Annotated in this window: 25 protein-coding genes and 1 tRNA gene; 12 read left to right on the forward strand and 14 right to left on the reverse strand. The window is 40.0% G+C overall.

Features of this window, described 5'->3' with window-relative positions:
• Positions 1 to 34: 34 nt before the first annotated feature.
• The 3 genes from HMPREF9073_RS12200 to holA form a co-directional block, all read right to left on the reverse strand.
• A complete protein-coding gene (locus HMPREF9073_RS12200) occupies positions 35 to 325 on the reverse strand; it encodes a hypothetical protein (protein ID WP_009414084.1) in 291 nt (96 codons plus the stop codon).
• Entirely contained in the window at positions 316 to 522 is a 207-nt protein-coding gene (locus tag HMPREF9073_RS12205; protein ID WP_009414085.1) for a hypothetical protein, read from the reverse strand. The genes HMPREF9073_RS12200 and HMPREF9073_RS12205 overlap by 10 nt, the downstream gene beginning before the upstream one ends.
• Positions 523 to 584: 62 nt before the next feature.
• Positions 585 to 1,598 (reverse strand): DNA polymerase III subunit delta, encoded by a 1,014-nt coding sequence (gene holA, locus HMPREF9073_RS12210; protein ID WP_009414086.1) that lies wholly within the window; start codon positions 1,596 to 1,598, stop codon positions 585 to 587.
• Between the two features lie 36 nt (positions 1,599 to 1,634).
• On the opposite strand from holA, the gene HMPREF9073_RS12215 reads away from it, so the two are divergent.
• The gene (locus HMPREF9073_RS12215; RefSeq protein WP_009414087.1) at positions 1,635 to 2,090 is read left to right on the forward strand and encodes a type I restriction enzyme HsdR N-terminal domain-containing protein; all 456 of its coding nucleotides are present in this window, start codon (positions 1,635 to 1,637) and stop codon (positions 2,088 to 2,090) included.
• The gene (locus HMPREF9073_RS12220) at positions 2,087 to 3,064 is read left to right on the forward strand and encodes a glycosyltransferase family 2 protein (RefSeq protein ID WP_009414088.1); all 978 of its coding nucleotides are present in this window, start codon (positions 2,087 to 2,089) and stop codon (positions 3,062 to 3,064) included. The genes HMPREF9073_RS12215 and HMPREF9073_RS12220 overlap by 4 nt, the downstream gene beginning before the upstream one ends.
• Before the next feature lie 7 nt (positions 3,065 to 3,071).
• Here the strand turns inward: HMPREF9073_RS12220 and HMPREF9073_RS12225 are convergent, their stop codons facing one another.
• From HMPREF9073_RS12225 to HMPREF9073_RS12240, 4 genes are read right to left on the reverse strand one after another with little or no spacing between them, the layout of a single operon-like run.
• The gene (locus tag HMPREF9073_RS12225) at positions 3,072 to 3,875 is read right to left on the reverse strand and encodes a hypothetical protein (RefSeq protein ID WP_009414089.1); all 804 of its coding nucleotides are present in this window, start codon (positions 3,873 to 3,875) and stop codon (positions 3,072 to 3,074) included.
• Positions 3,876 to 3,886: 11 nt separating this feature from the next.
• Positions 3,887 to 4,822, reverse strand: a complete 936-nt coding sequence (locus HMPREF9073_RS12230; protein ID WP_034555939.1) for a hypothetical protein — start codon at positions 4,820 to 4,822, stop codon at positions 3,887 to 3,889.
• A gap of 44 nt (positions 4,823 to 4,866) precedes the next feature.
• Positions 4,867 to 5,706 carry a prephenate dehydrogenase gene (locus HMPREF9073_RS12235; RefSeq protein WP_009414091.1) on the reverse strand — a complete coding sequence of 280 codons (840 nt, stop codon included), beginning with the start codon at positions 5,704 to 5,706 and terminating at the stop codon, positions 4,867 to 4,869.
• Between the two features lie 39 nt (positions 5,707 to 5,745).
• On the reverse strand, positions 5,746 to 6,780 hold the full coding sequence (locus HMPREF9073_RS12240) for a hypothetical protein (protein ID WP_009414092.1): 1,035 nt from the start codon (positions 6,778 to 6,780) through the stop codon (positions 5,746 to 5,748).
• A 132-nt stretch (positions 6,781 to 6,912) separates the two neighbouring features.
• Between HMPREF9073_RS12240 and HMPREF9073_RS12245 the strand changes: the two genes are divergently transcribed.
• The 7 genes from HMPREF9073_RS12245 (at position 6,913) to HMPREF9073_RS12275 (ending at position 15,278) form a co-directional block, all read left to right on the forward strand.
• Positions 6,913 to 7,821, forward strand: coding sequence for a hypothetical protein (locus tag HMPREF9073_RS12245; protein WP_034555924.1), 909 nt, complete (start codon positions 6,913 to 6,915; stop codon positions 7,819 to 7,821).
• The gene (gene coaE / locus HMPREF9073_RS12250) at positions 7,818 to 8,438 is read left to right on the forward strand and encodes a dephospho-CoA kinase (protein WP_009414094.1); all 621 of its coding nucleotides are present in this window, start codon (positions 7,818 to 7,820) and stop codon (positions 8,436 to 8,438) included. Before HMPREF9073_RS12245 ends, coaE begins: the two co-directional genes overlap by 4 nt.
• Positions 8,439 to 8,445: 7 nt before the next feature.
• A complete protein-coding gene (locus HMPREF9073_RS12255) occupies positions 8,446 to 9,135 on the forward strand; it encodes a cytochrome c3 family protein (RefSeq protein ID WP_009414095.1) in 690 nt (229 codons plus the stop codon).
• 23 nt (positions 9,136 to 9,158) lie between these two features.
• Positions 9,159 to 12,068, forward strand: a complete 2,910-nt coding sequence (locus HMPREF9073_RS12260; protein WP_034555941.1) for a 4Fe-4S dicluster domain-containing protein — start codon at positions 9,159 to 9,161, stop codon at positions 12,066 to 12,068.
• Positions 12,069 to 12,075: 7 nt separating this feature from the next.
• A complete protein-coding gene (locus tag HMPREF9073_RS12265) occupies positions 12,076 to 13,878 on the forward strand; it encodes a quinol:electron acceptor oxidoreductase subunit ActD (RefSeq protein WP_009414097.1) in 1,803 nt (600 codons plus the stop codon).
• Positions 13,879 to 13,986: 108 nt separating this feature from the next.
• Positions 13,987 to 14,496, forward strand: coding sequence for a cytochrome c (locus HMPREF9073_RS12270; protein ID WP_034555925.1), 510 nt, complete (start codon positions 13,987 to 13,989; stop codon positions 14,494 to 14,496).
• A gap of 11 nt (positions 14,497 to 14,507) precedes the next feature.
• On the forward strand, positions 14,508 to 15,278 hold the full coding sequence (locus HMPREF9073_RS12275; RefSeq protein WP_009414099.1) for a hypothetical protein: 771 nt from the start codon (positions 14,508 to 14,510) through the stop codon (positions 15,276 to 15,278).
• Positions 15,279 to 15,287: 9 nt separating this feature from the next.
• Here HMPREF9073_RS12275 and HMPREF9073_RS12280 read toward each other — a convergent pair whose 3' ends face one another.
• The 7 genes from HMPREF9073_RS12280 to HMPREF9073_RS12310 all read right to left on the reverse strand — a co-directional run bounded on the left by HMPREF9073_RS12280 (position 15,288) and on the right by HMPREF9073_RS12310 (position 18,455).
• Entirely contained in the window at positions 15,288 to 15,758 is a 471-nt protein-coding gene (locus tag HMPREF9073_RS12280) for a DUF2335 domain-containing protein (RefSeq protein ID WP_009414100.1), read from the reverse strand.
• A complete protein-coding gene (locus HMPREF9073_RS12285; RefSeq protein ID WP_009414101.1) occupies positions 15,746 to 15,979 on the reverse strand; it encodes a hypothetical protein in 234 nt (77 codons plus the stop codon). The genes HMPREF9073_RS12280 and HMPREF9073_RS12285 overlap by 13 nt, the downstream gene beginning before the upstream one ends.
• Positions 15,980 to 16,147: 168 nt before the next feature.
• Positions 16,148 to 16,219: transfer RNA gene (locus HMPREF9073_RS12290), tRNA-Arg, on the reverse strand.
• A gap of 19 nt (positions 16,220 to 16,238) precedes the next feature.
• Positions 16,239 to 16,688 (reverse strand): GatB/YqeY domain-containing protein, encoded by a 450-nt coding sequence (locus tag HMPREF9073_RS12295; protein ID WP_009414102.1) that lies wholly within the window; start codon positions 16,686 to 16,688, stop codon positions 16,239 to 16,241.
• 70 nt (positions 16,689 to 16,758) lie between these two features.
• Positions 16,759 to 17,328, reverse strand: a complete 570-nt coding sequence (gene gldD / locus HMPREF9073_RS12300) for a gliding motility lipoprotein GldD (protein WP_009414103.1) — start codon at positions 17,326 to 17,328, stop codon at positions 16,759 to 16,761.
• Positions 17,329 to 17,402: 74 nt separating this feature from the next.
• Positions 17,403 to 17,723: a hypothetical protein gene (locus HMPREF9073_RS12305; RefSeq protein WP_009414104.1), complete on the reverse strand. Its 321-nt coding sequence runs from the start codon at positions 17,721 to 17,723 to the stop codon at positions 17,403 to 17,405.
• A gap of 42 nt (positions 17,724 to 17,765) precedes the next feature.
• Positions 17,766 to 18,455 (reverse strand): ComF family protein, encoded by a 690-nt coding sequence (locus HMPREF9073_RS12310; RefSeq protein ID WP_034555927.1) that lies wholly within the window; start codon positions 18,453 to 18,455, stop codon positions 17,766 to 17,768.
• 180 nt (positions 18,456 to 18,635) lie between these two features.
• Between HMPREF9073_RS12310 and HMPREF9073_RS12315 the strand changes: the two genes are divergently transcribed.
• The 3 genes from HMPREF9073_RS12315 to HMPREF9073_RS12325 are packed head-to-tail and all read left to right on the forward strand — an operon-like array spanning position 18,636 to position 21,976.
• Positions 18,636 to 20,186: a glycine--tRNA ligase gene (locus HMPREF9073_RS12315; RefSeq protein WP_009414106.1), complete on the forward strand. Its 1,551-nt coding sequence runs from the start codon at positions 18,636 to 18,638 to the stop codon at positions 20,184 to 20,186.
• 18 nt (positions 20,187 to 20,204) lie between these two features.
• Complete coding sequence (locus tag HMPREF9073_RS12320) at positions 20,205 to 20,807, forward strand: PAS domain-containing protein (protein ID WP_009414107.1); 603 nt, start codon at positions 20,205 to 20,207, stop codon at positions 20,805 to 20,807.
• A gap of 8 nt (positions 20,808 to 20,815) precedes the next feature.
• On the forward strand, positions 20,816 to 21,976 hold the full coding sequence (locus HMPREF9073_RS12325; RefSeq protein WP_009414108.1) for a YhcG family protein: 1,161 nt from the start codon (positions 20,816 to 20,818) through the stop codon (positions 21,974 to 21,976).
• Position 21,977 lies beyond the last annotated feature (1 nt).

Below are 21,977 nucleotides of genomic sequence, written 5' to 3' on the forward strand. Positions count from 1 at the left end.
GCCTGTTAAAACTTTTCGGACAGGCTCTTTTTTCTTATAAAGATCTTTGTTTAGTACTTCTAAAATAGTGTATTTCTATTCTATTTTTATCTTCTATAACTTTATAGTAAATTACAAACCTATTATCTAAAAAGTTTCTTCGATACATTCCTAAATGCTCACTATATTTTGCTAAGAAGTAAGGATTTTTTGCTATTTCTCTTTGTAAAACTTCTACAGCTTTCATTATCTTTTCAGAATAGGTATAACTCCCATTATGTTTATACCAATAAGCAAGGGTGTTGTAATAGTCTTCTTCAGCGTCGTAAATCCATTTTATTTCCATTGGTTGATCATCTGTTGGGCTTTTCTCTGTACTTCAGAACTATCAGTAAACATTCCTAATTGTGATTGTTTTTCAGCTATAGCTAATTTACGTAGGTCTTCGGCTGTTAGCTCATAGTAGAAATCTTCTTCATTTTCAATTAATTGGCAAGGTTGAAAGTCCGTATTTTCTTCTAAAGGTATGACATTTGTTTGCATAACATTTCTATTTTTTGCAAAGGTATGATATTATTTTTTAAGCTACAAAAAAGATTTTCAAATTACGCTCGTAACATTATAATCAGTTCTTTGCGAAGGTCAGCTTCTGTGAGGTTATTGGTAGCGTCTACCCCTTTGCTTTTTAGGTCGATTTGGCGCAGCGTAGCAATGATAGCACTCACACGCTTCATAGGGTAGTGTTGTGCCCCCGAATAAAACTCTTTTATAAAATAAGGATTTTCTTTCAATACTGTCGCTACATTCTTTTCACTTTGGTCTGTGAGACCATGAAATAGCAATAACTTTTGAAAATAGTTATAGAGAACAGTGATAGTTCCACCTAAAGGGTTATCCTTAGGATTATCAGCGAAGTGTTTAAGGATACGCGCTACCTTATAGGCATCGTTTGCGGCAATAGCACTCTTGAGCTCAAAATTGTTAAATTCCTTGCTAATACCTATATTTTTCTCTATAATTTCGGGGGTCACTTCGGTATTTTCAGGGACGATAAGGGCTAATTTATTCACCTCATTTTGTATCCTACTCAGGTCGGTACCTAAGAAATCTACTAACATTTGTATGGCTTTAGGCTGAATGCTGAGGTGTTTTTTCTTCAATACATCGGGTAACCAAGCGGCTACTTGGTGTTCATAAAGTTTTTTGCTTTCGAGTAGTACGCAATCTTTGTTTTTTTGTAAGGCTTTTAGCAGTTTTTTGCGTGCGTCTAACTTCTCGTATTTGTAACAGAATACCAAAACCGTTGTAGGGGTAGGGTTCTCTACATAAGGCACTAATTGGTCGATGGTAGCTCTGAGATTTTGGGCTTCTTTAACGATAATCACTTGGCGGTCGCTCATCATCGGAAAACGGCGCGCATAATCAATAATCGTAGGCACCGTTACATCTTGACCATAAAGCACGATTTGGTCGAAACCCTTTTGGTCTTCTTGCAACACGTGCTCTTCGATGTAATCGGATACTATATCTATGAAATAAGGTTCTTCGCCCATCAGAAAGTAGATAGGAGCGATGATGCCTTTTTTTATGTTGCCTACAATGGTTTTTACTTCATTCATAGTGCAAAAATACAAAAAATATTCTACTTTTGCAGTATGGAAGTATTAAATTTCAAAAACTACCCTTTTCGCACTAAAGTAGCCGATGAGAAACTGTGGATATTTGATGTGATTCGTCGCAAATATGTAGTGTTACAGCCCGAAGAATGGGTACGCCAACACGTAGTGCATTTTCTCATTGAGGAGAAAGGTTACCCTAAATCACTTATCAATGTGGAGAAAAAGCTCTCTATCAATGGGCTTACCAAGCGTTACGATGTGGTAGTATATGCTAAAATAGGAACGGTGCTCTTAGCAGTGGAATGCAAAGCACCCAATGTGCCTATTACCCAACATACTTTCGACCAAATTGCGCGCTACAACCTTACCTTAAACGCTCAATATCTAATGGTTACCAACGGCATTACACATTACTATTGCCAAATGGACTACCAGCACAATCAATATCATTTTTTAAAAGAACTCCCTCATTACAACGACCTCTCACAATGACTCTTGCCATCGTAATACTCAATTGGAACGGCAAAAAGCTGTTAGAACAATTCCTCCCGCCGGTAGTGCGTTACTCACCCGAAGGGCAACTCTACATCGTAGACAATGCCTCTACCGATGATTCTCTTGATTTCGTGCGCACCCACTTCCCTGAAATACATATTGTAGAAAACCCCACCAACAGCGGTTATGCGGGAGGCTACAACCGCGCTTTACAACATATTAAAGCTGATGTGTATTGCCTGCTGAACTCGGATGTGTTAGTAACTGAAGGTTGGCTCTCCCCTATCTTGCGCACTTTTGAAGAGGAACGCATTGCAGTAGTACAGCCTAAAATTAAAGATGAAAAACGCCGTGCGTATTTTGAATATGCCGGTGCAGCAGGTGGTTTTATCGACCGATATGGGTTCCCGTATTGCAGAGGAAGGGTATTTGAGACCATAGAAGAGGACAAAGGTCAGTATAACGAGCCTTCCCCCGTACCTATTTTTTGGGCATCGGGGGCGTGCTTTTTTATACGTGCAGAAGTATTCCACCAGTTAGGAGGTTTTGACGAAGATTTCTTTGCCCATCAAGAGGAAGTAGATTTGTGCTGGCGAGTGCATCACCTCGGCAAACAAGTGGTGTATTGCGCCGAGAGTACTGTCTATCACGTAGGAGGGGCAACTCTCACCGCTGCCAACCCTAAAAAAACCTACCTCAACTTCCGCAATAGTTTGTTTATGTTGCTGAAAAACCTACCCGCTAAAGGGCTCTATACTACAATTTTCTTACGTATGGTATTGGACGGCATTGCAGGAGTGCGTTTCCTTTTACAAGGCAAGCCGCGTTTTACGTGGGAAGTAATAAGAGCGCATTTTCATTTTTATAAACGATTTTTCTTCTTTAAAAAGAAACGACCTTCAAAGCTCATTACCAATTATTACCAAGTGAAATCAATAGTGTGGGAACACTTTGTATTAGGTAAGAGGTAAGAGGTTTTTAGGGTGTTTTTCCTAATTTTTGGAGCTTTTTGGCTAAGTAAAAACCGCTTATCAGAGCTGGGAAAAAGGAGAAACAAGTATAAGTAACTAATATTCTTGTTTCATTAATATAGGGAGGGCTAATTATATAAATTAGAACTAAAGGCGGAAGTGCCCAAACAATAATTGTAATAAACCAGCCTATTTTGAAATTTGTACTTTTAGTATAATGTGTAAAAGGAATGAATAGTGCTAAAATTGCTCCCAAAACGGTATATATACCTGCTATTGAAACAACCACAGAAAATGAATCCAATGACCCTGAATAATAAACTCCCATTATGATCATTAATATAATAGCTCCTATCCAAAAAGAGGAAACAATGTAAAAAATTGCCCTTATTCTTGGGTTAAGCTGATTTATTGGAGGGATTGCCTCTTCTTTTTTAGCAATTCTGTGTAGCATCACTCCTAATAATATCCCTATAATGATATTTAAACCTAAGTAACCTAAATGATTTTGAATATTAAACTCATCATAAATACGCCAAAAATTATAAATGTTTATAATTGGCAATATGAGTAAACACAATAATGCTATAGCAATGATTCCGCCTTTAGAAAGTTTTTCAAAGGGTACAAATTGCCCTACACTATAGCTTATCACAAAACTTTTAAGTAAAAAAATACTATTTTCTTCCCATCGCATTAAAAAAAATGAGGTTTCATAGTATAATGTATAATACAAATCCAACAGTAATTTGGATGCTATAAGAGCGACAAAAATATACCATACAGTTGTTTTAGGAATCAGTGTTTTCATTGGATATCAGTTTATTTTAATTGCATAAATTCTGAGATAAAGGCTGGCAGCTGAGTGTTGGGGAGTTTAGGGCTATCGTCCCAATAGCTGAGCACACAAGCGATATGATATCCGCGTACAGTAGTAGCAATATAGTAAACAATGAGTTTTTTATCAATGTCCTGAGATTTCTGGTAGTGCAATAGGTAAGTAATCTCTCTTGCTTTTGTAGGATTCCCTTCAAAAATTAGTTCAATTTCGCGATCTCCTACACGATTAAAAGTAGCATCTTTTTCAGGGATTTCCATTGCATCCAATACTTCTCCAGATTTTGCTTGCAAAAAAACAGACTCTTGAGCCTCTGCTAAAGTGCGGTACAAACTCCAATTCATTTCGCCCTTAGTAGGACAGCGCACAAGACCCAAATCTCCCCAAAAGCATTCGTCATCCAAAGTTATTTTTCTACCTAAAAAATCGAATTCTTTTCCACCTAAAGCGTTTTTTTCGAGGTCTTTTTGGTATTTACCACTCATTACGGCTTTTAGCATCTCTTCATCTATTGCATTGCTTTTTGCAGCAGTGGTTGATTTTAAAAGCACCATTCTAATGGGTTTTTGGAGTTGTTTTTTGTCGTAGATGAAATAACAAATATTGTTATTCCAAAGCCCATCCTTTACCTTTTCGTGGGTACTCACATAATAGTGAGATATATTCAGTTTTGGGTTTATTTTAGGAATGCTGTCGGTAAAACCTTTGTCGTGAGCAAATCCTCGAATGAATTTTGGCAAATTCTTAGTAATTACGCCATCTACCTCTACGTCGGTATATCTGAGTTGGTATTTTCCAGCTCCATAAGTAGCGACATTATCTAATTTCTGATAATAGAGTCGGCTTTCGATGTTTGTGTTTTGTGCGGTTGCTGTACCTATAAAGGACAATAGAGCAAATAAAAAAGTAAAGTTTTTCATATAAATATAATAATTAATTTGTTCAATATAAAAACGAAGATACATTATTTCAATATTTTTCTAATGTAATTGGCTTCGTGTATGTTTTGAGTAAGCGCTTCGGCTTGTTCAGTTTCAATAAGAATCTTAAAGGCTTCTAAGTTTTTAATATACTCATTCAGCGCTTTAAGTACGTTGTTTTTGTTTTCCAAAAAGATAGGACACCACATTTGGGCATCGCTCTTTGCCAAACGCACGGTAGAGGCAAAACCGGTACTCGCCAAATCAAATATTTGAGCTTCGTCCTTTTCAATTTCTAAAACGGTCTTCCCCAGCATAAAGGAGCTTACGTGCGAAAGGTGCGACACATAGGCGGTATGGAGGTCGTGATCGGCGGGTTGCATCATTTTCACGCGCATATTCAAGGCTTTTACAATGCTTAAAGCGCGGTCTAACAATCGCCAATTACTTTTTTCTACTTCACAAAGTGCCATTACTTTGCCGTCGAAAAGGTCGTAGAGCGCTGCCTCAGGTCCTGAATGCTCTGTACCTGCCATAGGGTGTGCCGCGACAAAATTTTGGCGATGAGGATGAGTGGCTACTGCTTCACAAATATGCGATTTCACCGAACCAGCATCCATTACAAGGGTTTGTTCACCTATTTTATCGAGCACTTGTAGCAATACTTTGTGAATGTGATTCACGGGTACAGCTATGAGTACGAGGTCGGCATCGGTGAGGTGATTGTAATCGGTGCTTTCATCGATAATGCCTAAATCTAAGGCTTTTTGTATATGAGCGGGGTTGAGGTCGATGCCTGCAATGGTATACCCCAAGCGTTTTTTCAATTCTAAGGCAAAGGAGCCCCCAATGAGCCCTAAACCTATAATAACAGCTTTTTTCAAAAGTGAATCGTTTAAAGTGAATAGTTAAAAATGAGTGCGTTACAAATCGTATTCGTAGTATGAGACGTTGCGAGTATCAAATAGGGCATAAGGATTTAGGAGAGGTTGTGCCAGATGTCGCACATTCCAAAAAGTAGCCGAGTCTATTTTCTGAGAGTTAGTGAGTTGATAAATGAGTTGGCTCAAAGAGGGAAAAATTGGTTTTTCGAGTTCTAATACCAAAAAGACATCAGTATTGATAAAATGTTCACGCCCAAGAGGTTTGCTTTTTAGGGCTGTATGTTGTTCTATAAAACTGTTATAGAGTTTTTTAGCTTCTTGTACATCTACGGTTTCGCCTGCTTCGGCTCTTTCCAAGAGGTTGAGAAGGTTTTCAAAAGTTTTGAGCATCTCTTGATAGTCGTAGAAAGTAGCAGCTTGTCTATTGTCTTCCATCAAATGGTCACCAGCAGCGATGATGCTGTTTTGCAAGAGTGCATTTAGCTGTGATTGCATCGTAAGAAGGTGGTTAGCACACCTTTCAAAGTTGCCTATTTTTTGTTCAACAAAGCTACCTTGCAGAGGTTTATTGAAATCAGCAATAATACTCTCGCGCGCTTCCATTATAGCAATTACATTGGCTCTTAGTGCTTTATATGCGTTCTCTACATCGTGCTTTTCAAAACCTAATATATTAGGCACTCCTTGTGAAAGATTGTCTTTTTTGAGATTTTTCAGAAGAGTATTTTTAGTAGAAAGTTCAGGAGGTGTTTTGCCTTTTTTCACTGCCTCTAAAGCACTGTTAATTTCTCGCAACTTATCAGGAGCAGCTGCCTCATTATAGCAAGCTGCCACTAAAATATTGCAAAAATTATAAAAATTGATAATTGCAAGATCTTCATTTTCTTTGCTTATATATACTTCTTCATCTTCCATTTCTTGATTGTAAAGAGCACTATTATCACTATCATCAGCAGTAAAAAAAGAATCTAAATCCCAATCAGGAAGTGAGAAAGTAGGGTTGTTGCCTTCTATAAGAACATAAGCCGTGAAAGTAACGCCCAAGGCTATAAGGATATTTCGGAGTGTTTTCATAGTTAAAAATGAAAAATGAAAGCACAAAAGTAAAAAATAATTTGCAAAATTCCAAATTACCAAATTTGCTCATTTGCCAATCATTTCATATCTTTGCCCTCATTATTAGGTTACTCGTAATTTATTGTTGCTATGAACCGCCGCAATCTCACTTTTATAATATGCCTCATCTTATCGGTTTTTATCTGGTCGTTAGTAAAACTTTCTAAAAATTTACTTAGGGAAGTATCTATCCCTGTGATAGTTATCAATCCTCCTACCAACGAGGTATTACTGCCTTCTGCCCCTAACTTCGTGAGAATTATAGTTGAAGGCAATGGCTTTTCTCTACTGAAATCCTACCGACAAAACCCTACCCTTACTGTAGATTTTACCGACCTACAAGAGGTAGGCGAACACTTTTATACACTCTCTAAAAACAGTAAAGACAAACTGAGCAATACTTATCTTGCAAACTTCAAAATACGCTCGGTAGTCTCCGATACACTACAACTGTATTTAGCTCCTAAACACACTAAAAAAATCCCCGTAGTGGTACATCTAAACGTGGAATACCCTAAGGAATACCAACTTACAGAATTAAGGCTCTCTCCTGATTCGGTAGTGGCTTCGGGTAGCCAAAAAGTAATAGACACACTCTCTCAGGTTGTTTTTCACTATCATAGCAAACGCCCTATAAAGGATAATTTTAGTGAGACTTACACGCTTAAAAGCACCCCTTTGGTACATTTCAACGCTCATAAAATAGCGATGCAGGCCTTTGTAGATAAGGTAAGCGAACAAGAGTTGCGAGTACCCGTGAAAGTGATGGGCGTATCAAAAAACAGTCAAGTAAAAGTTTTTCCCGATGAGGTAAGCGTGCTCTGTACGGGGGAATTAAACCTACTTAAAACACTCACTCCTAACGATATAGAAGTAACTGCTGATATGTGCGAGGCTAACGCAGGGCATATTCCACTACAAATCAGCACTCATAAACGACGGATAAAGGTGGTACTAATGAACGAAACAACGGTTGATTTTCTCATACGCAAAGAATGATGGTAGTAGGACTTACAGGAGGTATTGGCAGTGGCAAGAGCACGATAGCCAAAGCATTTGCTGCCTTAGGTATCGCGGTATTCAATTCAGATGAACAAGCTAAAGCACTCATCGCTAACAATGCGCAGGTAAAGAAACGCATTATCGCTGCTTTTGGTGAGGAGGCTTACCAAAATGGAGAATATAACCGCGCTTATATCGCCCAAATTGTGTTTAACAATTCTGAGAAATTGGCGATACTCAACGGCATTGTACATCCTGCTCTTGCAAAATATTTTAAACAGTGGACAAAGAAGCAAACTTCACCTTATGTACTGAAAGAAGCCGCTATCCTCTTTGAAAGTGGAAGCTATAAGGATTGTGATTATATCATCACGGTTACAGCACCTGAGGAGGTGCGCATTGCCCGCGTAATGGCGCGCGACCATTGCACCGAAGCCCAAGTGCGAGCGCGTATGGCACAACAATGGAGTGATGCCCAGCGCATTGCCCTTTCAAATGCGGTGATTGAAAACGTAGATTTAGAAAGTGCCAAAGAACAAGTAAAGAGAATTAATGACGAGTTACGAGTTACGAATGACGAGTTACGAATGACGAAAGCATTTGTTAATTGTTAATTGTTAATTGAAAAAAATTATCATTATATCAACCCTTATTATTGCCTTTTTGGGCATTACCTACGCTCTTTACGCCTTTCTGATGCAGATAGGGGTAGATGAGGGCTATGAACCTATACAACCTATTCACTTCTCTCATAAAATTCACGCAGGAGATAACCAAATCAATTGTAAATATTGCCATTCAGGGGCACGGACTTCGGCAGTAGCAGGCGTACCCTCACTCAATGTATGTATGGGTTGCCATAATACCATTTCGGAATATGAAGGTGAGGAGGATCTCGCCAATGGTTATACTAAAGAATTTTACACCAAAGAAATCAAGAAATTATACGAAGCAGTGGGCTGGGACGAGCAGAAATTTCGCTATACGGGCACTCCTAAAGGGGTGCAGTGGATACGCATTCACAAACTCCCCGACTTTACTTATTTCAATCACAGTCAGCACGTAGCAGTGGGTGGATTGGAATGTCAGAAATGTCACGGCGAAGTACAACAAATGGAGGTGGTACAGCAGTACGCGCCTCTTACGATGGGGTGGTGTATAGAGTGCCACCGCCAAATGCCTGTGAATGCTAACAACCCTTATTATCAGCACTATGAAGAAGTGCATAAGGCTTTGGCTAAAAAGCTAAATGTTAGCAAACTAACCGTTGCCGAAATGGGAGGCTTAGAATGTGCTAAATGTCACTATTGATAATTACGAATGACGAGTTACAAATGACGAATGAGAATATACATAATATATCAACATCACGGCGGGATTTCCTAAAATTCTTAGGTTTTTCTACAGCGATGGCTGCCTTAGCAGGTTGCGAAGGGGCGGTACACAAAACGATTCCGTATGTGATACAGCCCGAAAGCATTGTAGCAGGTGAAGCCAATTACTATGCTACTTGCATCGCCGATGGTTTTGACTTTGTCAGCGTACTGGTGAAAACTCGCGAAGGACGACCCATTGCTGTATTGCGCAACCCCGAAGCCAAAGCAGGAGGAGCAGTGAATGCAAGGATATTGGCATCGGTATTGAGTTTATACGATGAAAATAGAACCCCCTCCCCTACCCTCTCCCAAGGAGGGGAATTGTGGCAACAGCTAGATACTAAAGCCATTACAGCTTTAGAGAAAGCAAAAGCTGAAGGCAAGCAAATTGTGATGCTCAGTCAAACACTCGCAAGTCCGTCGAGTTATGCCTTAATAGAACTATTAAAAGAAAAATACCCCACCTTTAAGCTCGTTGAATACGATACAGTATCAGAAGATGCTACTCTCAGAGCTTTTGAAAAACGTTGTGGACTGCGCGCGATGCCCAATTACGATTTTAGCAAGGCAAAGCTCATCGTTTCCTTTGATGCCGATTTCTTAGGCGATTGGAATGGAGGGGGCTATGAAGCAGGCTATGCGCAAGGGCGTATCCCCAGCAAAGAAAACGGAATGTCGCGCCATATTCAGTTGGAAGCCAACCTCAGCCTTACAGGCGCTAATGCCGATGAACGTATCGCACTCACTCCTGACCAAGTGAAAAAAGCATTAGCTTACTGTTTCCAATACCTAAAAGGTTTTGAGGAGAATGAACAATTTCATTTTCCAACCTCTATTATAGAAAAAGAGGAGAATAAAGTTACTATTGAAGACAAAATAAAGAAAATAGCTTCCGAACTCAAAAAAGCGGGTAGCAAAGCCTTAATAGTAACAGGTATTGATAGCGTTGAAGCTCAATTAATCGCTTTTGCTATCAATGAACATCTCCAAAGTGAAGCTTTCTTGCCTCAAACTCCCGTGCTTACCCGTAAAGGTAATGTTAATGCTCTACAACAGCTACTCATCGATATGAACGAAGGCAAGGTAGGCGTTCTCTTTATCAACAATCTCAACCCCTTATACAGTTTGCCTAACGCTGAAGTGTTTGTCTCAGGCTTGAAGAAAGTACCTTTTTCAGTATCCTTTGCGATGCGCGCTGATGAAACTGCCCAGCAAACGACCCTTTGGGCGCCTCAACCGCATTATTTAGAGTCGTGGGGCGATGTAGAATTTAAATACGGGCACTACGGACTGATGCAACCTTGTATACGTCCGCTTTTCAACACCAAACAATGGCAAGACTGTTTTTTGCAATGGATAGGACACAAGGAGAGCTATTACGATTTTATCAAAGCTCATTGGGAAACCCATATCTTAAAAGGATTTTCTTGGGAACAAGCCCTGCACGATGGCACTTTTGTAAAAGAAGATATAAAATCTTTTGAGTTGCCGAAAGAAGAAAAAATCCCTTCACTGAGGAAACCGCCTATGACCCTCACACGTGAGGAAACTTTAAGGCTAATAGGCACAGTACTTCCCAGAGAATTAGTAGAAACACCTTTTGAACTCAGCCTCTATACCAGCACCGCTTTGGGAGACGGACAGCAAGCTAACAATCCTTGGCTACAAGAACTCCCCGACCCTATCCACCGCACTACGTGGGATAACTTCCTCACGATGCACCCCAGCGATGCCCAACGTCTAAGTATTGAGAATTGGCACACCGCTGATGGTGCTTTGGATGGGCATCAGGCGAAAGTGAGTGTTAACGGCAAAAGTATCATCGTTCCCGTACTCATCACCCCTGCACAAGCGCAAGGCAGTGTGGGGCTTGCCTTAGGTTATGGGCGCAAGGCAGGCATACAAACCGAAATGCAAATAGGCGTGAATGCCTTCCCTCTTTATAAAGACCATTGTAAAAACCAAGGCGTACAGATAGAAAAAGCAGACGGCACACACGAATTTGCCTGCTTGCAACTGCAAAATGAATTGGTAGGGCGTAAAAATATCCTTAAAGAAATCAGTTTAGATACTTTCTTAAACTCCTCTGCCGAAGTGTGGAATCCTCAACCTCCTAAAACCAAGAAAGACCCTACTACCCCACATCACTTTAAACTCTCTATCGACCTGAATGCTTGCACGGGTTGTGCGGCTTGTGTAATCGCTTGCCACGCCGAGAACAATGTGCCCGTAGTAGGCAAAGAAGAAGTGCGTCGCTCGCGCGATATGCACTGGTTGCGCATCGACCGTTATGAATCAAGAGAAAACGAACAAAGGTGTGTTGGTTTTCAGCCCGTGATGTGTCAGCATTGTAATAATGCCCCTTGTGAGACTGTTTGTCCCGTAATCGCTACCGCTCACGGACAGCAAGGACAAAACCAAATGGCTTACAACCGCTGTGTAGGCACGCGCTACTGTGCCAACAACTGCCCTTACAAAGTACGCCGGTTCAACTGGTTTCAGTATAGTGAAAACAAGCAGTTCAACTACAATATGAACAACGAAATAGGGCGTATGGTGCTCAACCCCGATGTAACGGTACGTTCGCGAGGGGTAATGGAAAAGTGTTCCCTCTGTATCCAGAACACCCAAGCGGTGATTCTAAAAGCCAAAAGAGAAGGTCGTGCGGTTGCCCCAGGAGAGTTCAACAATGTAGTAGCTTGTGCAGCTGCTTGTAATACAGGAGCTATGGTATTTGGCGATACTAACGAAGAAGGAAGCAAAATCGCCCAACTCAGTGCCAGCGATCGTATGTATCAGCTTTTAGCAGAGCTAGGGACAGACCCTAATGTGGTGTATCAAGTGAAAGTAGTGAATAGTGAAAAATGAAAAGTAAATGGTAAATAAATCCTATCATACCATCAGTGAAGATATAGCGCGCCCCATTGAAGGTCGTGCTTCGCGTGCGTGGTGGATTGCCTTTGGCATTACCCTCCTTGCGACCCTCTGGGGGGTATGGGCAATATGGGTAACCTTACGCGACGGTATAGGCGCGTGGGGGCTTAACAAAAGCGTAGGCTGGGCGTGGGACATCACCAACTTTGTGTGGTGGATAGGTATCGGGCACGCGGGAACGCTCATCTCGGCGGTATTGTTGCTCTTTCGCCAACAGTGGCGGGTAGCTATCAATCGCTCAGCTGAAGCAATGACTATTTTCGCTGTATTACAAGCGAGTATCTTCCCGATACTGCATTTGGGCAGACCGTGGTTATTGCATTTCAACTTGCCTATTCCTAACCAATACGGCTCGTTGTGGGACAATTTCAACTCACCTTTGCTATGGGATGTGTTTGCTATTGCTACCTACTTTTCGGTATCCTTAGTGTTTTGGTGGGTGGGTTTACTCCCCGATTTTGCGATGTTGCGCGACCGTGCTTTCAAGCCTTTTCAGAAGAAGATTTACAGCTTGCTGAGTTTTGGGTGGAGTGGTCGCGCTAAAGATTGGCAACGTATGGAAGAAACAATGTTGCTCTTGGCAGGTATTGCCACTCCGTTAGTCATTTCGGTGCATACTATTGTCTCTTTTGATTTTGCTACTTCGGTGGTCTCTGGTTGGCACACTACTATCTTCCCGCCCTACTTTGTAGCAGGAGCTATCTTTTCGGGTTTTGCAATGGTGAGTTTGCTACTGATTATCTTGCGCAAAGTATGTAAGTTAGAAGCTTATATCACCCTCAAACACATCGAGCTGATGAACATTGTAATGTTAGTTGCAGGTAGTATTGTAGCGGTTGCTTACCTGACCGAGTTTTTTATGGCAATGCGCTCTCACTCGGAATTTGAACAATACGTATTTCGCAATCGCGCTACAGGCGCCTATGCGTGGGCATTCTGGACGATGATTATTTGCAATGTAGTCCTCCCCCAATTGCTATGGTTCAAAAAGTTACGACGTAGTATCACTTTCTCTGTATGTGTTGCTTTGGTGGTATGTGTAGGGATGTGGTTCGAGCGCTTTGTGATTATCGTTACCTCACTACACCGCGGTTATCTGCCGTCGTCGTGGACGATGTTCAGTCCGACGTGGGTGGATATAGGGATATTTGTAGGCACTTTGGGATTTTTCTTTTTGTTGTTCTTATTATATGCTAGGAGTTTCCCAATGATTGCACAAGCAGAAGTGAAAGGTGTCAGGTCTCAGGTGTCTGAGGACAGATGTCAGGGGACAGATGTTAGCAGGCAGGAATCTCTTAACTCTTATCTCTTAACTCTTAACTCTCCTGAAGAGCTTTTAGATAAAATAAAAGAATTAAAATCAGAAGGTAGGGAAATTCAAGAAGTATATACGCCTTTTTATGTACACGGTTTAGCCAAAGCCTTAGGACTCAAGCGCACTCGCTTAGGCAAAGCCACTTTTCTATACGGACTCATAGGCTTGTTTTTCGGTTGTTGGCTCACCTATTTCACAATGATAAAAGACTGGCCAATGGATATTGGCGGAAAGCCTAATGCCACTTTCTGGCAAAACCTCCCCGCTTTTGTACCGGTAATATTCGAGTTGGTTGTGTATTTTGCAGCGCATCTATTGGTGATTAGTTTCTTTATCAGAAGTAGGTTATATCCATTCAAAAAAGCTGAAAATCCTATAAAGAAAAGTAGTGATGATAAATTCGTAATTCAGGTAAGAGATAACAATTAACAATTAAGAAATAACAATTAACAAATAATGGGATATGTTGATATTCATATAATATATATATTTTGTCACTACACTTTGACAAAGTTTAAGACTCTGTCAAAGTCTTTGATGTATGTATTGCTGACGTTATTGGTAGTTGGTTGTAGGAACAAGCAACAGCGCAATATTGAGTTTATGCCCGATATGTATGAGAGTCCCGCTTATAAAACTTATGAAGTCGCACCGCTCTCTCCTCCTGAGCACACTGTAAAAAGAGGTGAGTTGCCCTATAGCTACCCTAATACTATTGAAGGGTATGAGCAAGCCAAAGCACAATTGCACAACCCTTTAGCAACTGATACCCTACAGCAAACTCAAAACCTCACCAATGGCAAAGAACTTTACGGCATCTATTGCGCGCTCTGTCACGGTGAGAAAGGCGACGGCAAAGGAGTTTTAGTGCAAAGGGAGAAATTTTTTGGAGTGCCTAATTATAAAAATAGAGATTTTACGGAGGGAAGTATTTATCATGTAATTTACTACGGACGCAATGCTATGCCCGCTTTTGCTATCCAACTCAGTGAGAAAGAACGCTGGCAAGTAACAATGTACGTAGAACAGATAAGAGGTAACAAGTAACAGGTAAAGGTATGACACTATTCACTATTCACTATTCACTATTCACTTTGTTGTTTGTAGCGCTTACATCGGTAGGGGTATTGGTATTTTATGCTATCAATAAAGTCACACACGCTGAGTGGGCTATGAGTTTGTACCCTATAATGAAGCGTATCACAACACCTTTATGGTTAGTGTTATTAGTTTTGTTAGGGGTGTTGTATATAGTGCATCGCGAACCTTATTTTCTGTTGCGTGCTGTGGGCTATATGGCAGTATGGGTGGGGTATTGCCATACTTTAAAAAAGTTTAAGAGCTTAACGCCTCACGTACTATTCTTAGTTATTTTCTTTCTTACCGAAACTCCAATGGCGTGGGATTGGTTTTTGAGTCTTACTCCCAAATGGCATAGTACCCTTTTTGCGTGGCAATTGCTCAGCAGTTTTCTGCTTTCAGGCATTGCCCTCATTACCTTATTTAGCAAGCCAGAGCATTATCACGATTTAGGCAAATACCTCTTTGGATTCTCTATTTTTTGGGCGTATTTGTGGTTCTCACAATATATGCTGATATGGTACGCCAATATCCCTGAAGAAACTATTTATTACCAAACCCTTCTTAGCAAAGGCTATGGAGAGGCTATTGTAGCAATGCTCATTCTCAGTTTTGTACTACCTTTTCTCATCTTGCTTTCCTCACGAGCCAAACAAAAAAAGCTGCTCCTTTTTGGAACAGCTATCCTTATATTATTAGGGCAATACCTCAATTTCTATTTAATGGTAATGCCGTTTGTAGAGGAGTAATCAATCTCTTTAAAAATTCTCTTTTTGTTTTTTCTTGCCATATACAAATATGCTAGTCAGCCCTACGATAGTTGTACCTCCTAAAACAGAAGCTACTGCTTCGTGTCCATTCATTGCAAGCCTATAAGAAGCAAATAATACGCTACCTGCAATTATCATCCCACAAAGCTGACCTATGAGACTCTCTATACTATTCCATTTTATTACTCTATTTTCTATATCCCTACGATGCTGACTTTGTTTTTCTACTTGTTGCATAAGTCGTTCTGCTCCATTAGGGATTATTTGATTATACCCATTGAGTGTTTCCACATCAGGAAGTGGACCTGAATGTACTTTTGAAATAGCTGTAACACCTATAATAGTTTGTATCAATTCCTGCCTAAGTGTAGGGTCTATCTCATTTAATGACGGATTTGAAGCAACTAAATCACTATCTATTTTTTGAACTTTATCTCTTTGCTCTGCTATTTCCCCCATTGCAAATCATTCATTATAGTTTTAAAATCCTCACCTACCATAGTCCAATCAGAAGCTATAGCGTTTACATCTGCTTCTTGTGCGCTTTTTGAATAATTGTAAGCGAAATACTTACCAAAAATATTAAAAACACTCCCTAAACCTACCCAAAAATTATTCTTAGGTAGTAAGAAAGTGGTACTATTAAGTTTTTTTTCTTGTTGTAATATCTCCTCATTCATAGTTTTGTTATTTTATTACTCATATTACAATACTTATATAATGAGTATAATATATGATATTTGCTTTTTACGTTGCAAAACTACAAAAACATTTTGAATCATCAAAGATGATGTTACAAAAACTACACCAAAAAAAGGTAATACTCTTTTTAAGCATTACCTTCTCTGTGACCACAAGGGGACTCGAACCTCTATCTTCAGAACCGGAATCTGACATTCTATCCATTGAACTATGCGGCCTTCTTTAAAATGTATACTACTATGACAATAATTTCTTTACAATATCCGAAATCAATTTGCCGTCGGCTTTACCTGCTAATTGCTTAGTAGCTACGCCCATTACCTTGCCCATATCTTTAGGGCTTGTAGCACCTACTTGGGCGATAATGCCTTTCAACGCTTCTTCTACTTCGGCTTCACTAAGCTGGGCTGGCAAGAATTTTTCTATTACTGCCATTTGTGCCAATTCAGGTTCAGCTAAATCATTGCGACCTTGCTGGGTGTAGAGCGCGGCGCTATCTTTGCGCTGTTTTACTAATTTTTGCAAGAGTTTAAGCTCGTCGGCTTCTGATAGTTCTTCAGAGGCTCCTGCTTCGGTTCTGGCTAACAATATAGCCGATTTAATGGCTCTTAGCGATTCTAAAGCTACGGTATCTTTGGCTTTCATCGCTTCTTTGAGCGCTTCCATTACTTTAGTTTGTAAACTCATAATTCATTTAGTGTTTTGTGGGGCAAAAGTAAAGCAATATTTCTAATTTGCCAACACTTCTCCCCTATTTTTATTTCCAACGAAGGGTTTCCATTATGCGGCGCATATCTTTCTGCAAATAATTACTCGCTGGTTGTACCGAGTCGTAGTTAGGTTCTACATTAAAATAAATAGAGCCCGAAATGAAGTGTTTTACACTATCGGTGGCGTAAAACTGTGATTGTGAAGCTGCATTGCCATACACTTGATAGAACATACCATACACTTTGGTCGTATCGTTTACGAAAGTGGTTGCGGCAATATTATCGGCTTTTACGGTGTGCTTGTACGTAAAGTTTTGTGCATCGGTGAGGAGTTTGCGTATATTGCCATCTACATTTTTGTAAGTGAGGTAAATCGTTGCTTTCATTGTGGGATAATTGATATTCACATCACAAGAGTTAGCTTTGTGTTCTATAGCCGAAAGAGTGTTTGCCTCAAAAGTAAACGGACAGTTAGGCAAGTCGGTAACTCTGCTATAAGCTGCTTGAGGGTAATCTAAGCGGAGTCCACCTTTAGGTTTAGGCAACACATCATTGGCACAAGCGGCTACCGCCAATGCCCCTATAAGGATTAAAATACTGTAAATAAGTGTTTTCATTAGATTCAATAGCAAAAAACCTCAGCGCAACTGCTAAGGTTTTCTAGTAATTTTAAAATTTATATAATGAGAAACTATTTAGCTTCTGCATTTTCGGCTTTGTGCTCGCCGTCTTTTTTGCAGCAAGATTTCTTTTTACCATCTTTGCTGCACTCTTTTTTATCGGCTTCTTTACCGTCTTTTTTGCAGCAAGATTTTTTCTTACCGTCTTTGCTACATTCTTTTTTCTCGCCGTCTTTATCGCAAGACTTTTTCACTTTCACGCCACCGTTACCATCTTGGTCAACGATAAGAGATTTAGCTACTTTATTGAGATTAAGGGTCATAGCCCCTGCGTTTGTACTGAACGCGAACATAGCGAATGCTACAAGCATTAATTTAAAAGTGTTTTTCATACAAAAATATTTATTTAGTTATTAATTTTCTTTTTTTTAATGTTAAGAGCGGGTGGTAAAACCTATTCCTGCCACAGCAATTTTCACTCCTTCGATAGTGGATAACTGCTCGCAACAATGGGAGAGGGTAGCCCCCGTGGTGATAAGGTCGTCGATGAGTAGTATCTGTTTGTTTATCAGTCTTTCAGGTTGTTGTAATACAAATATATGTTCGCTTTCTTCTAAGCGTCGCCACGATATTTTTTTAGTTTGAGTAGTATTAGCGCTCACCTTTAGCAATACATCATCCATATAACTCACACCTAACACTTTAGCCACTGTTTTAGCTAATAAAGCCACTTGGTTATAGCCTCTTTTCTTTAGTTTATCGCGGTGTAGAGGTACAGGTATTACCACTTCTACTGACTGATAGAGAGGCGATTGTGAGAGACGGGTACCCAACCAATTGCCGAGCCACTCTCCTATTTGTTCTTCACCTCTGTACTTGAGGTGATGTATCAAATCTTGTGCCACACTGCCTTTCTGAAAATAAAATAATGTGGTTGCGGCTGTAATATCATTTTGTAGTGAAAGCAATTGCATTACCTCGTTATCTGCTTGTAAGTGAAAATGAGTCTCTTCCAAATCTCTGCTGCAATCGCGACACAAAAAGTGTTCTTCTTCTTTCAACATTTTGCCACAAGACCTACAATAATGAGGGGTAAAAACTGATAATAAATCTGATAGTATCATAGTTTTAGTTGTTAGGTTTAATGATTTGTTATTAGTGATTGGCTACCTAAAAAACACAATTACAACAACTTTTTCGGCAAAGATACTCCTTTTTCCAAAAAATAATAGTACTTTTGTCCAATTATTTTTAAACTGAAACGAAACTTAATCTATTTTAATAACTGAAAATCAATTGAATATATGGCAAATACAGACGATCAATTCAAAAAAGTTGTTGCTCACGCCAAAGAATATGGCTTTATTTTCCCTTCAAGTGAAATCTACGACGGACTTGGTGCCGTGTACGATTATGGGCAAAATGGCGTTGAACTAAAAAAGAATATCCGCGAATATTGGTGGCGCGCAATGGTGCAAATGAACGAGAATATTGTGGGTATCGATGCTGCTATCTTTATGCACCCTACTACGTGGAAGGCTTCTGGACACGTGGATGCTTTCAACGACCCACTTATCGATAACAAAGACTCTAAAAAACGATACCGCGCCGATGTGCTCGTAGAAGATTATGTAGCCAAACTCGACGATAAAATTGAAAAAGAAATCGCTAAAGCTCAAAAACGTTTTGGTGATGCTTTTGACCGCGAACAGTTTGTAACTACCAATCCTCGTGTGTTAGAATACAAACAACGCGGCGAAGAAATATTACACCGCTTGGGTAAATCGCTTGAGAAAGAAGACCTCGCCGATGTAAAAGCCCTTATCGAAGAACTCGAAATTGCCGACCCCGAAACAGGTTCACGCAACTGGACAGATGTAAAACAGTTTAACCTAATGTTCGGCACCAAAATAGGCGCCTCTGCCGATGCCTCTATGGATTTATACCTACGTCCCGAAACCGCTCAGGGTATTTTCGTTAACTTCCTAAACGTGCAAAAATCCGGACGTATGAAAATTCCTTTTGGTATCGCTCAAACGGGTAAAGCCTTCCGCAACGAGATTGTGGCACGTCAGTTTATTTTCCGTATGCGCGAGTTCGAACAAATGGAAATGCAATTCTTCATCAAACCAGGTACCCAACAACAATGGTATGAGTATTGGAAAGAAACGCGCCTCAAATGGCACTTATCCTTAGGAATGGGTGAAGAAAATTATCGCTATCACCCACACGAAAAGCTCGCTCACTACGCTGATGCTGCTTGCGATATCGAGTTCCGTTTCCCTTTTGGTTTCAAAGAATTAGAAGGTATCCACTCTCGTACTAATTTTGACCTCGGTAACCACGAAAAGTATTCAGGTAAAAAAATGCAATACTTTGACCCTGAAGAAAAAGTGAGCTATACTCCTTATGTACTCGAAACTTCTATCGGGCTCGACCGTATGTTCCTTGCGGTATTCTCTAACTCATTGCAAGAAGAAGCGTTAGAAGGAGGAGATACTCGCACCGTATTGCGCTTGCCTTTTGTGTTGGCACCTACCAAAGTAGCCGTATTGCCATTGCTCAAAAAAGACGGACTTCCAGAAGTTGCCGAGCAAATAGTAAACGAGTTAAAATACGATTTCAATGTAGCTTACGACGAAAAAGATGCTGTAGGTCGCCGTTATCGCCGTCAAGATGCGGTAGGTACACCTTTCTGCGTAACCGTTGATCACCAAACTTTGGAAGACAACACCGTTACCTTACGCCACCGCGACACTATGGAGCAAGTGCGCATTGTCATTCCCGAATTGCGCGCTGCTATTGCCAAAGAAGTGGATATGCGCAATTGGCTGCACAAATTAGATACGAAGTAAGAGATAAGAGGTAAGAAAATGATTGAAACTCCAACGATTAAACGCCCTGTGCCCATAGACGAAGAAGTGTTGTGGGATAAAACCACTACCCTGATGAGTCGTACCAACAGGCACGGACATATAATGGAAACCAACAAGGCATTTCAGGAAGTATCAGGCTATACTGAGGCTGAGTTATACGACCAGCCTCATAGCCTTATTCGCCACCCCGATATGCCCAAAGTAGTTTTCAAAATACTGTGGGAAAACCTCAAAGGACATAATAATTTCCACGCTATCATCAAGAACCTCTCTAAAAGCGGGCGCTATTATTGGGTGATTACTAATTTTGAAATAGTACGCGATGAACACGATGAGATTACTGCTTTTGTATCACACCGCAAGGCATTGCCTCAAGCACTCATCAGCGAGCATATAGCCCCTTTGTACGAACGTCTTTTAAAGATAGAAAAAGCCAATGGTTTGGAAGTAAGCGAACGCTATTTCAACGGCTTTTTAGAAGACCGTAAAACTACCTACGATGCTTTCATTCGCCAATTGCTCAAAGAAAATGCCGAAGAAATCAAAGCCTTCTATAACAACAAAAACACCGATAGCTTTTTGAATGATTTGATTCGATAACCTAAAAAATGAAAGAAGAAACCATCCAACCCACAGCCATCGAGTGTATCAAGACAGCTATTTTGCAAAGCCAATACATAGCAGCAAAAGAAGTAAACCGAGTACAGCTCTCTTTATATTTTGCTATAGGTAGATACATCTCCGAAAATACCCGTACTCATTTTTGGGGTACAGGAGCTTTAGCCTATATCAGCGAACAACTACAGCGCGAACTACCTGGGCTACGCGGTTTTTCAGAAACCAATTTAAAGATGATGCGAATCTTTTATGAAGAATGGCAAAACACACTATTTTGTAAATCAACTGATTACAATTCGTCACTCGTGAGTGACGAATTAGCAAATATTAATACCTCTATTAATATTAATGAATTAGACATTTTGTTATCTTCAATTCGGTACTCACAAGTACCAAATTACAAAGAATGGTTTGTCGAGGCTTTTCTAAACCTCAGTTTTACTCATCACAAATACCTTTTAGCAATGGTTAAAGAGCCTGATGAGCGTATTTTTTATGTAGAATTAGCTATTAAAGAAAAACTTTCTGTAAGAGCCTTACAAAAAGCTATTAAATCCGATGAATTTCACCATAGAGGTGTTCTGCCTAATAATTTTATACAAACACTTCCTTCAGCCCAACAGGCACTCAAAGCTGTGAGTATGTTTAAAGACTCCTATTTATTGGATTTTATCAATGTAGAAGAATTAGGGGTTAGAGATATTGAAGATATAGATGAGCGCGTTGTAGAACAACAGATTGTACAAAACGTAAAACAGTTTATAATGGCTTTTGGATATGATTTTGCTTTCTTAGGCAATCAGTTTAGAGTAGAAGCCTTAGGACATACACATATTATTGACTTATTGTTTTACCACCGTGAACTTGCTTGTTTGGTAGCTATTGAACTGAAAACAGGTGATTTCAAAACAGCTTATTTAGGACAAATGAATGGCTATTTAACTGTATTAGACGATTTCGTCCGCAAACCTAACGAAAATCCCAGCATTGGTATTATCCTTTGTCGTAAAGCTGACCAGCCTTATGTGCAATATATTGTTCGCAATTACGACAAGCCAATGGGGGTTGCTACTTTTAAAACAGCAGACGAAATGCCTGAAAAATTGCGTAAGACCCTCCCTCCTATTGAAGAATTAAAGAAACTTTTATAAA

Source organism: Capnocytophaga sp. oral taxon 326 str. F0382, assembly GCF_000318295.1.
In the GTDB taxonomy this organism is placed as follows: Bacteria; Bacteroidota; Bacteroidia; order Flavobacteriales; family Flavobacteriaceae; genus Capnocytophaga; species Capnocytophaga periodontitidis.

Excerpts from the sequence above, each read along its gene's own strand:
- HMPREF9073_RS12200 (WP_009414084.1), bottom strand. The coding sequence starts at position 325 with ATGGAAATAAAATGGATTTACGACGCTGAAGAAGACTATTACAACACC.
- HMPREF9073_RS12205 (WP_009414085.1), bottom strand. The coding sequence starts at position 522 with ATGCAAACAAATGTCATACCTTTAGAAGAAAATACGGACTTTCAACCT.
- holA (WP_009414086.1), bottom strand. The coding sequence starts at position 1,598 with ATGAATGAAGTAAAAACCATTGTAGGCAACATAAAAAAAGGCATCATC.
- HMPREF9073_RS12215 (WP_009414087.1), top strand. The coding sequence starts at position 1,635 with ATGGAAGTATTAAATTTCAAAAACTACCCTTTTCGCACTAAAGTAGCC.
- HMPREF9073_RS12220 (WP_009414088.1), top strand. The coding sequence starts at position 2,087 with ATGACTCTTGCCATCGTAATACTCAATTGGAACGGCAAAAAGCTGTTA.
- HMPREF9073_RS12225 (WP_009414089.1), bottom strand. The coding sequence starts at position 3,875 with ATGAAAACACTGATTCCTAAAACAACTGTATGGTATATTTTTGTCGCT.
- HMPREF9073_RS12230 (WP_034555939.1), bottom strand. The coding sequence starts at position 4,822 with ATGAAAAACTTTACTTTTTTATTTGCTCTATTGTCCTTTATAGGTACA.
- HMPREF9073_RS12240 (WP_009414092.1), bottom strand. The coding sequence starts at position 6,780 with ATGAAAACACTCCGAAATATCCTTATAGCCTTGGGCGTTACTTTCACG.
- HMPREF9073_RS12245 (WP_034555924.1), top strand. The coding sequence starts at position 6,913 with ATGAACCGCCGCAATCTCACTTTTATAATATGCCTCATCTTATCGGTT.
- coaE (WP_009414094.1), top strand. The coding sequence starts at position 7,818 with ATGATGGTAGTAGGACTTACAGGAGGTATTGGCAGTGGCAAGAGCACG.
- HMPREF9073_RS12260 (WP_034555941.1), top strand. The coding sequence starts at position 9,159 with ATGACGAATGAGAATATACATAATATATCAACATCACGGCGGGATTTC.
- HMPREF9073_RS12265 (WP_009414097.1), top strand. The coding sequence starts at position 12,076 with ATGGTAAATAAATCCTATCATACCATCAGTGAAGATATAGCGCGCCCC.
- HMPREF9073_RS12270 (WP_034555925.1), top strand. The coding sequence starts at position 13,987 with ATGTATGTATTGCTGACGTTATTGGTAGTTGGTTGTAGGAACAAGCAA.
- HMPREF9073_RS12275 (WP_009414099.1), top strand. The coding sequence starts at position 14,508 with ATGACACTATTCACTATTCACTATTCACTATTCACTTTGTTGTTTGTA.
- HMPREF9073_RS12280 (WP_009414100.1), bottom strand. The coding sequence starts at position 15,758 with ATGGGGGAAATAGCAGAGCAAAGAGATAAAGTTCAAAAAATAGATAGT.
- HMPREF9073_RS12285 (WP_009414101.1), bottom strand. The coding sequence starts at position 15,979 with ATGAATGAGGAGATATTACAACAAGAAAAAAAACTTAATAGTACCACT.
- HMPREF9073_RS12295 (WP_009414102.1), bottom strand. The coding sequence starts at position 16,688 with ATGAGTTTACAAACTAAAGTAATGGAAGCGCTCAAAGAAGCGATGAAA.
- gldD (WP_009414103.1), bottom strand. The coding sequence starts at position 17,328 with ATGAAAACACTTATTTACAGTATTTTAATCCTTATAGGGGCATTGGCG.
- HMPREF9073_RS12305 (WP_009414104.1), bottom strand. The coding sequence starts at position 17,723 with ATGAAAAACACTTTTAAATTAATGCTTGTAGCATTCGCTATGTTCGCG.
- HMPREF9073_RS12310 (WP_034555927.1), bottom strand. The coding sequence starts at position 18,455 with ATGATACTATCAGATTTATTATCAGTTTTTACCCCTCATTATTGTAGG.
- HMPREF9073_RS12315 (WP_009414106.1), top strand. The coding sequence starts at position 18,636 with ATGGCAAATACAGACGATCAATTCAAAAAAGTTGTTGCTCACGCCAAA.
- HMPREF9073_RS12320 (WP_009414107.1), top strand. The coding sequence starts at position 20,205 with ATGATTGAAACTCCAACGATTAAACGCCCTGTGCCCATAGACGAAGAA.
- HMPREF9073_RS12325 (WP_009414108.1), top strand. The coding sequence starts at position 20,816 with ATGAAAGAAGAAACCATCCAACCCACAGCCATCGAGTGTATCAAGACA.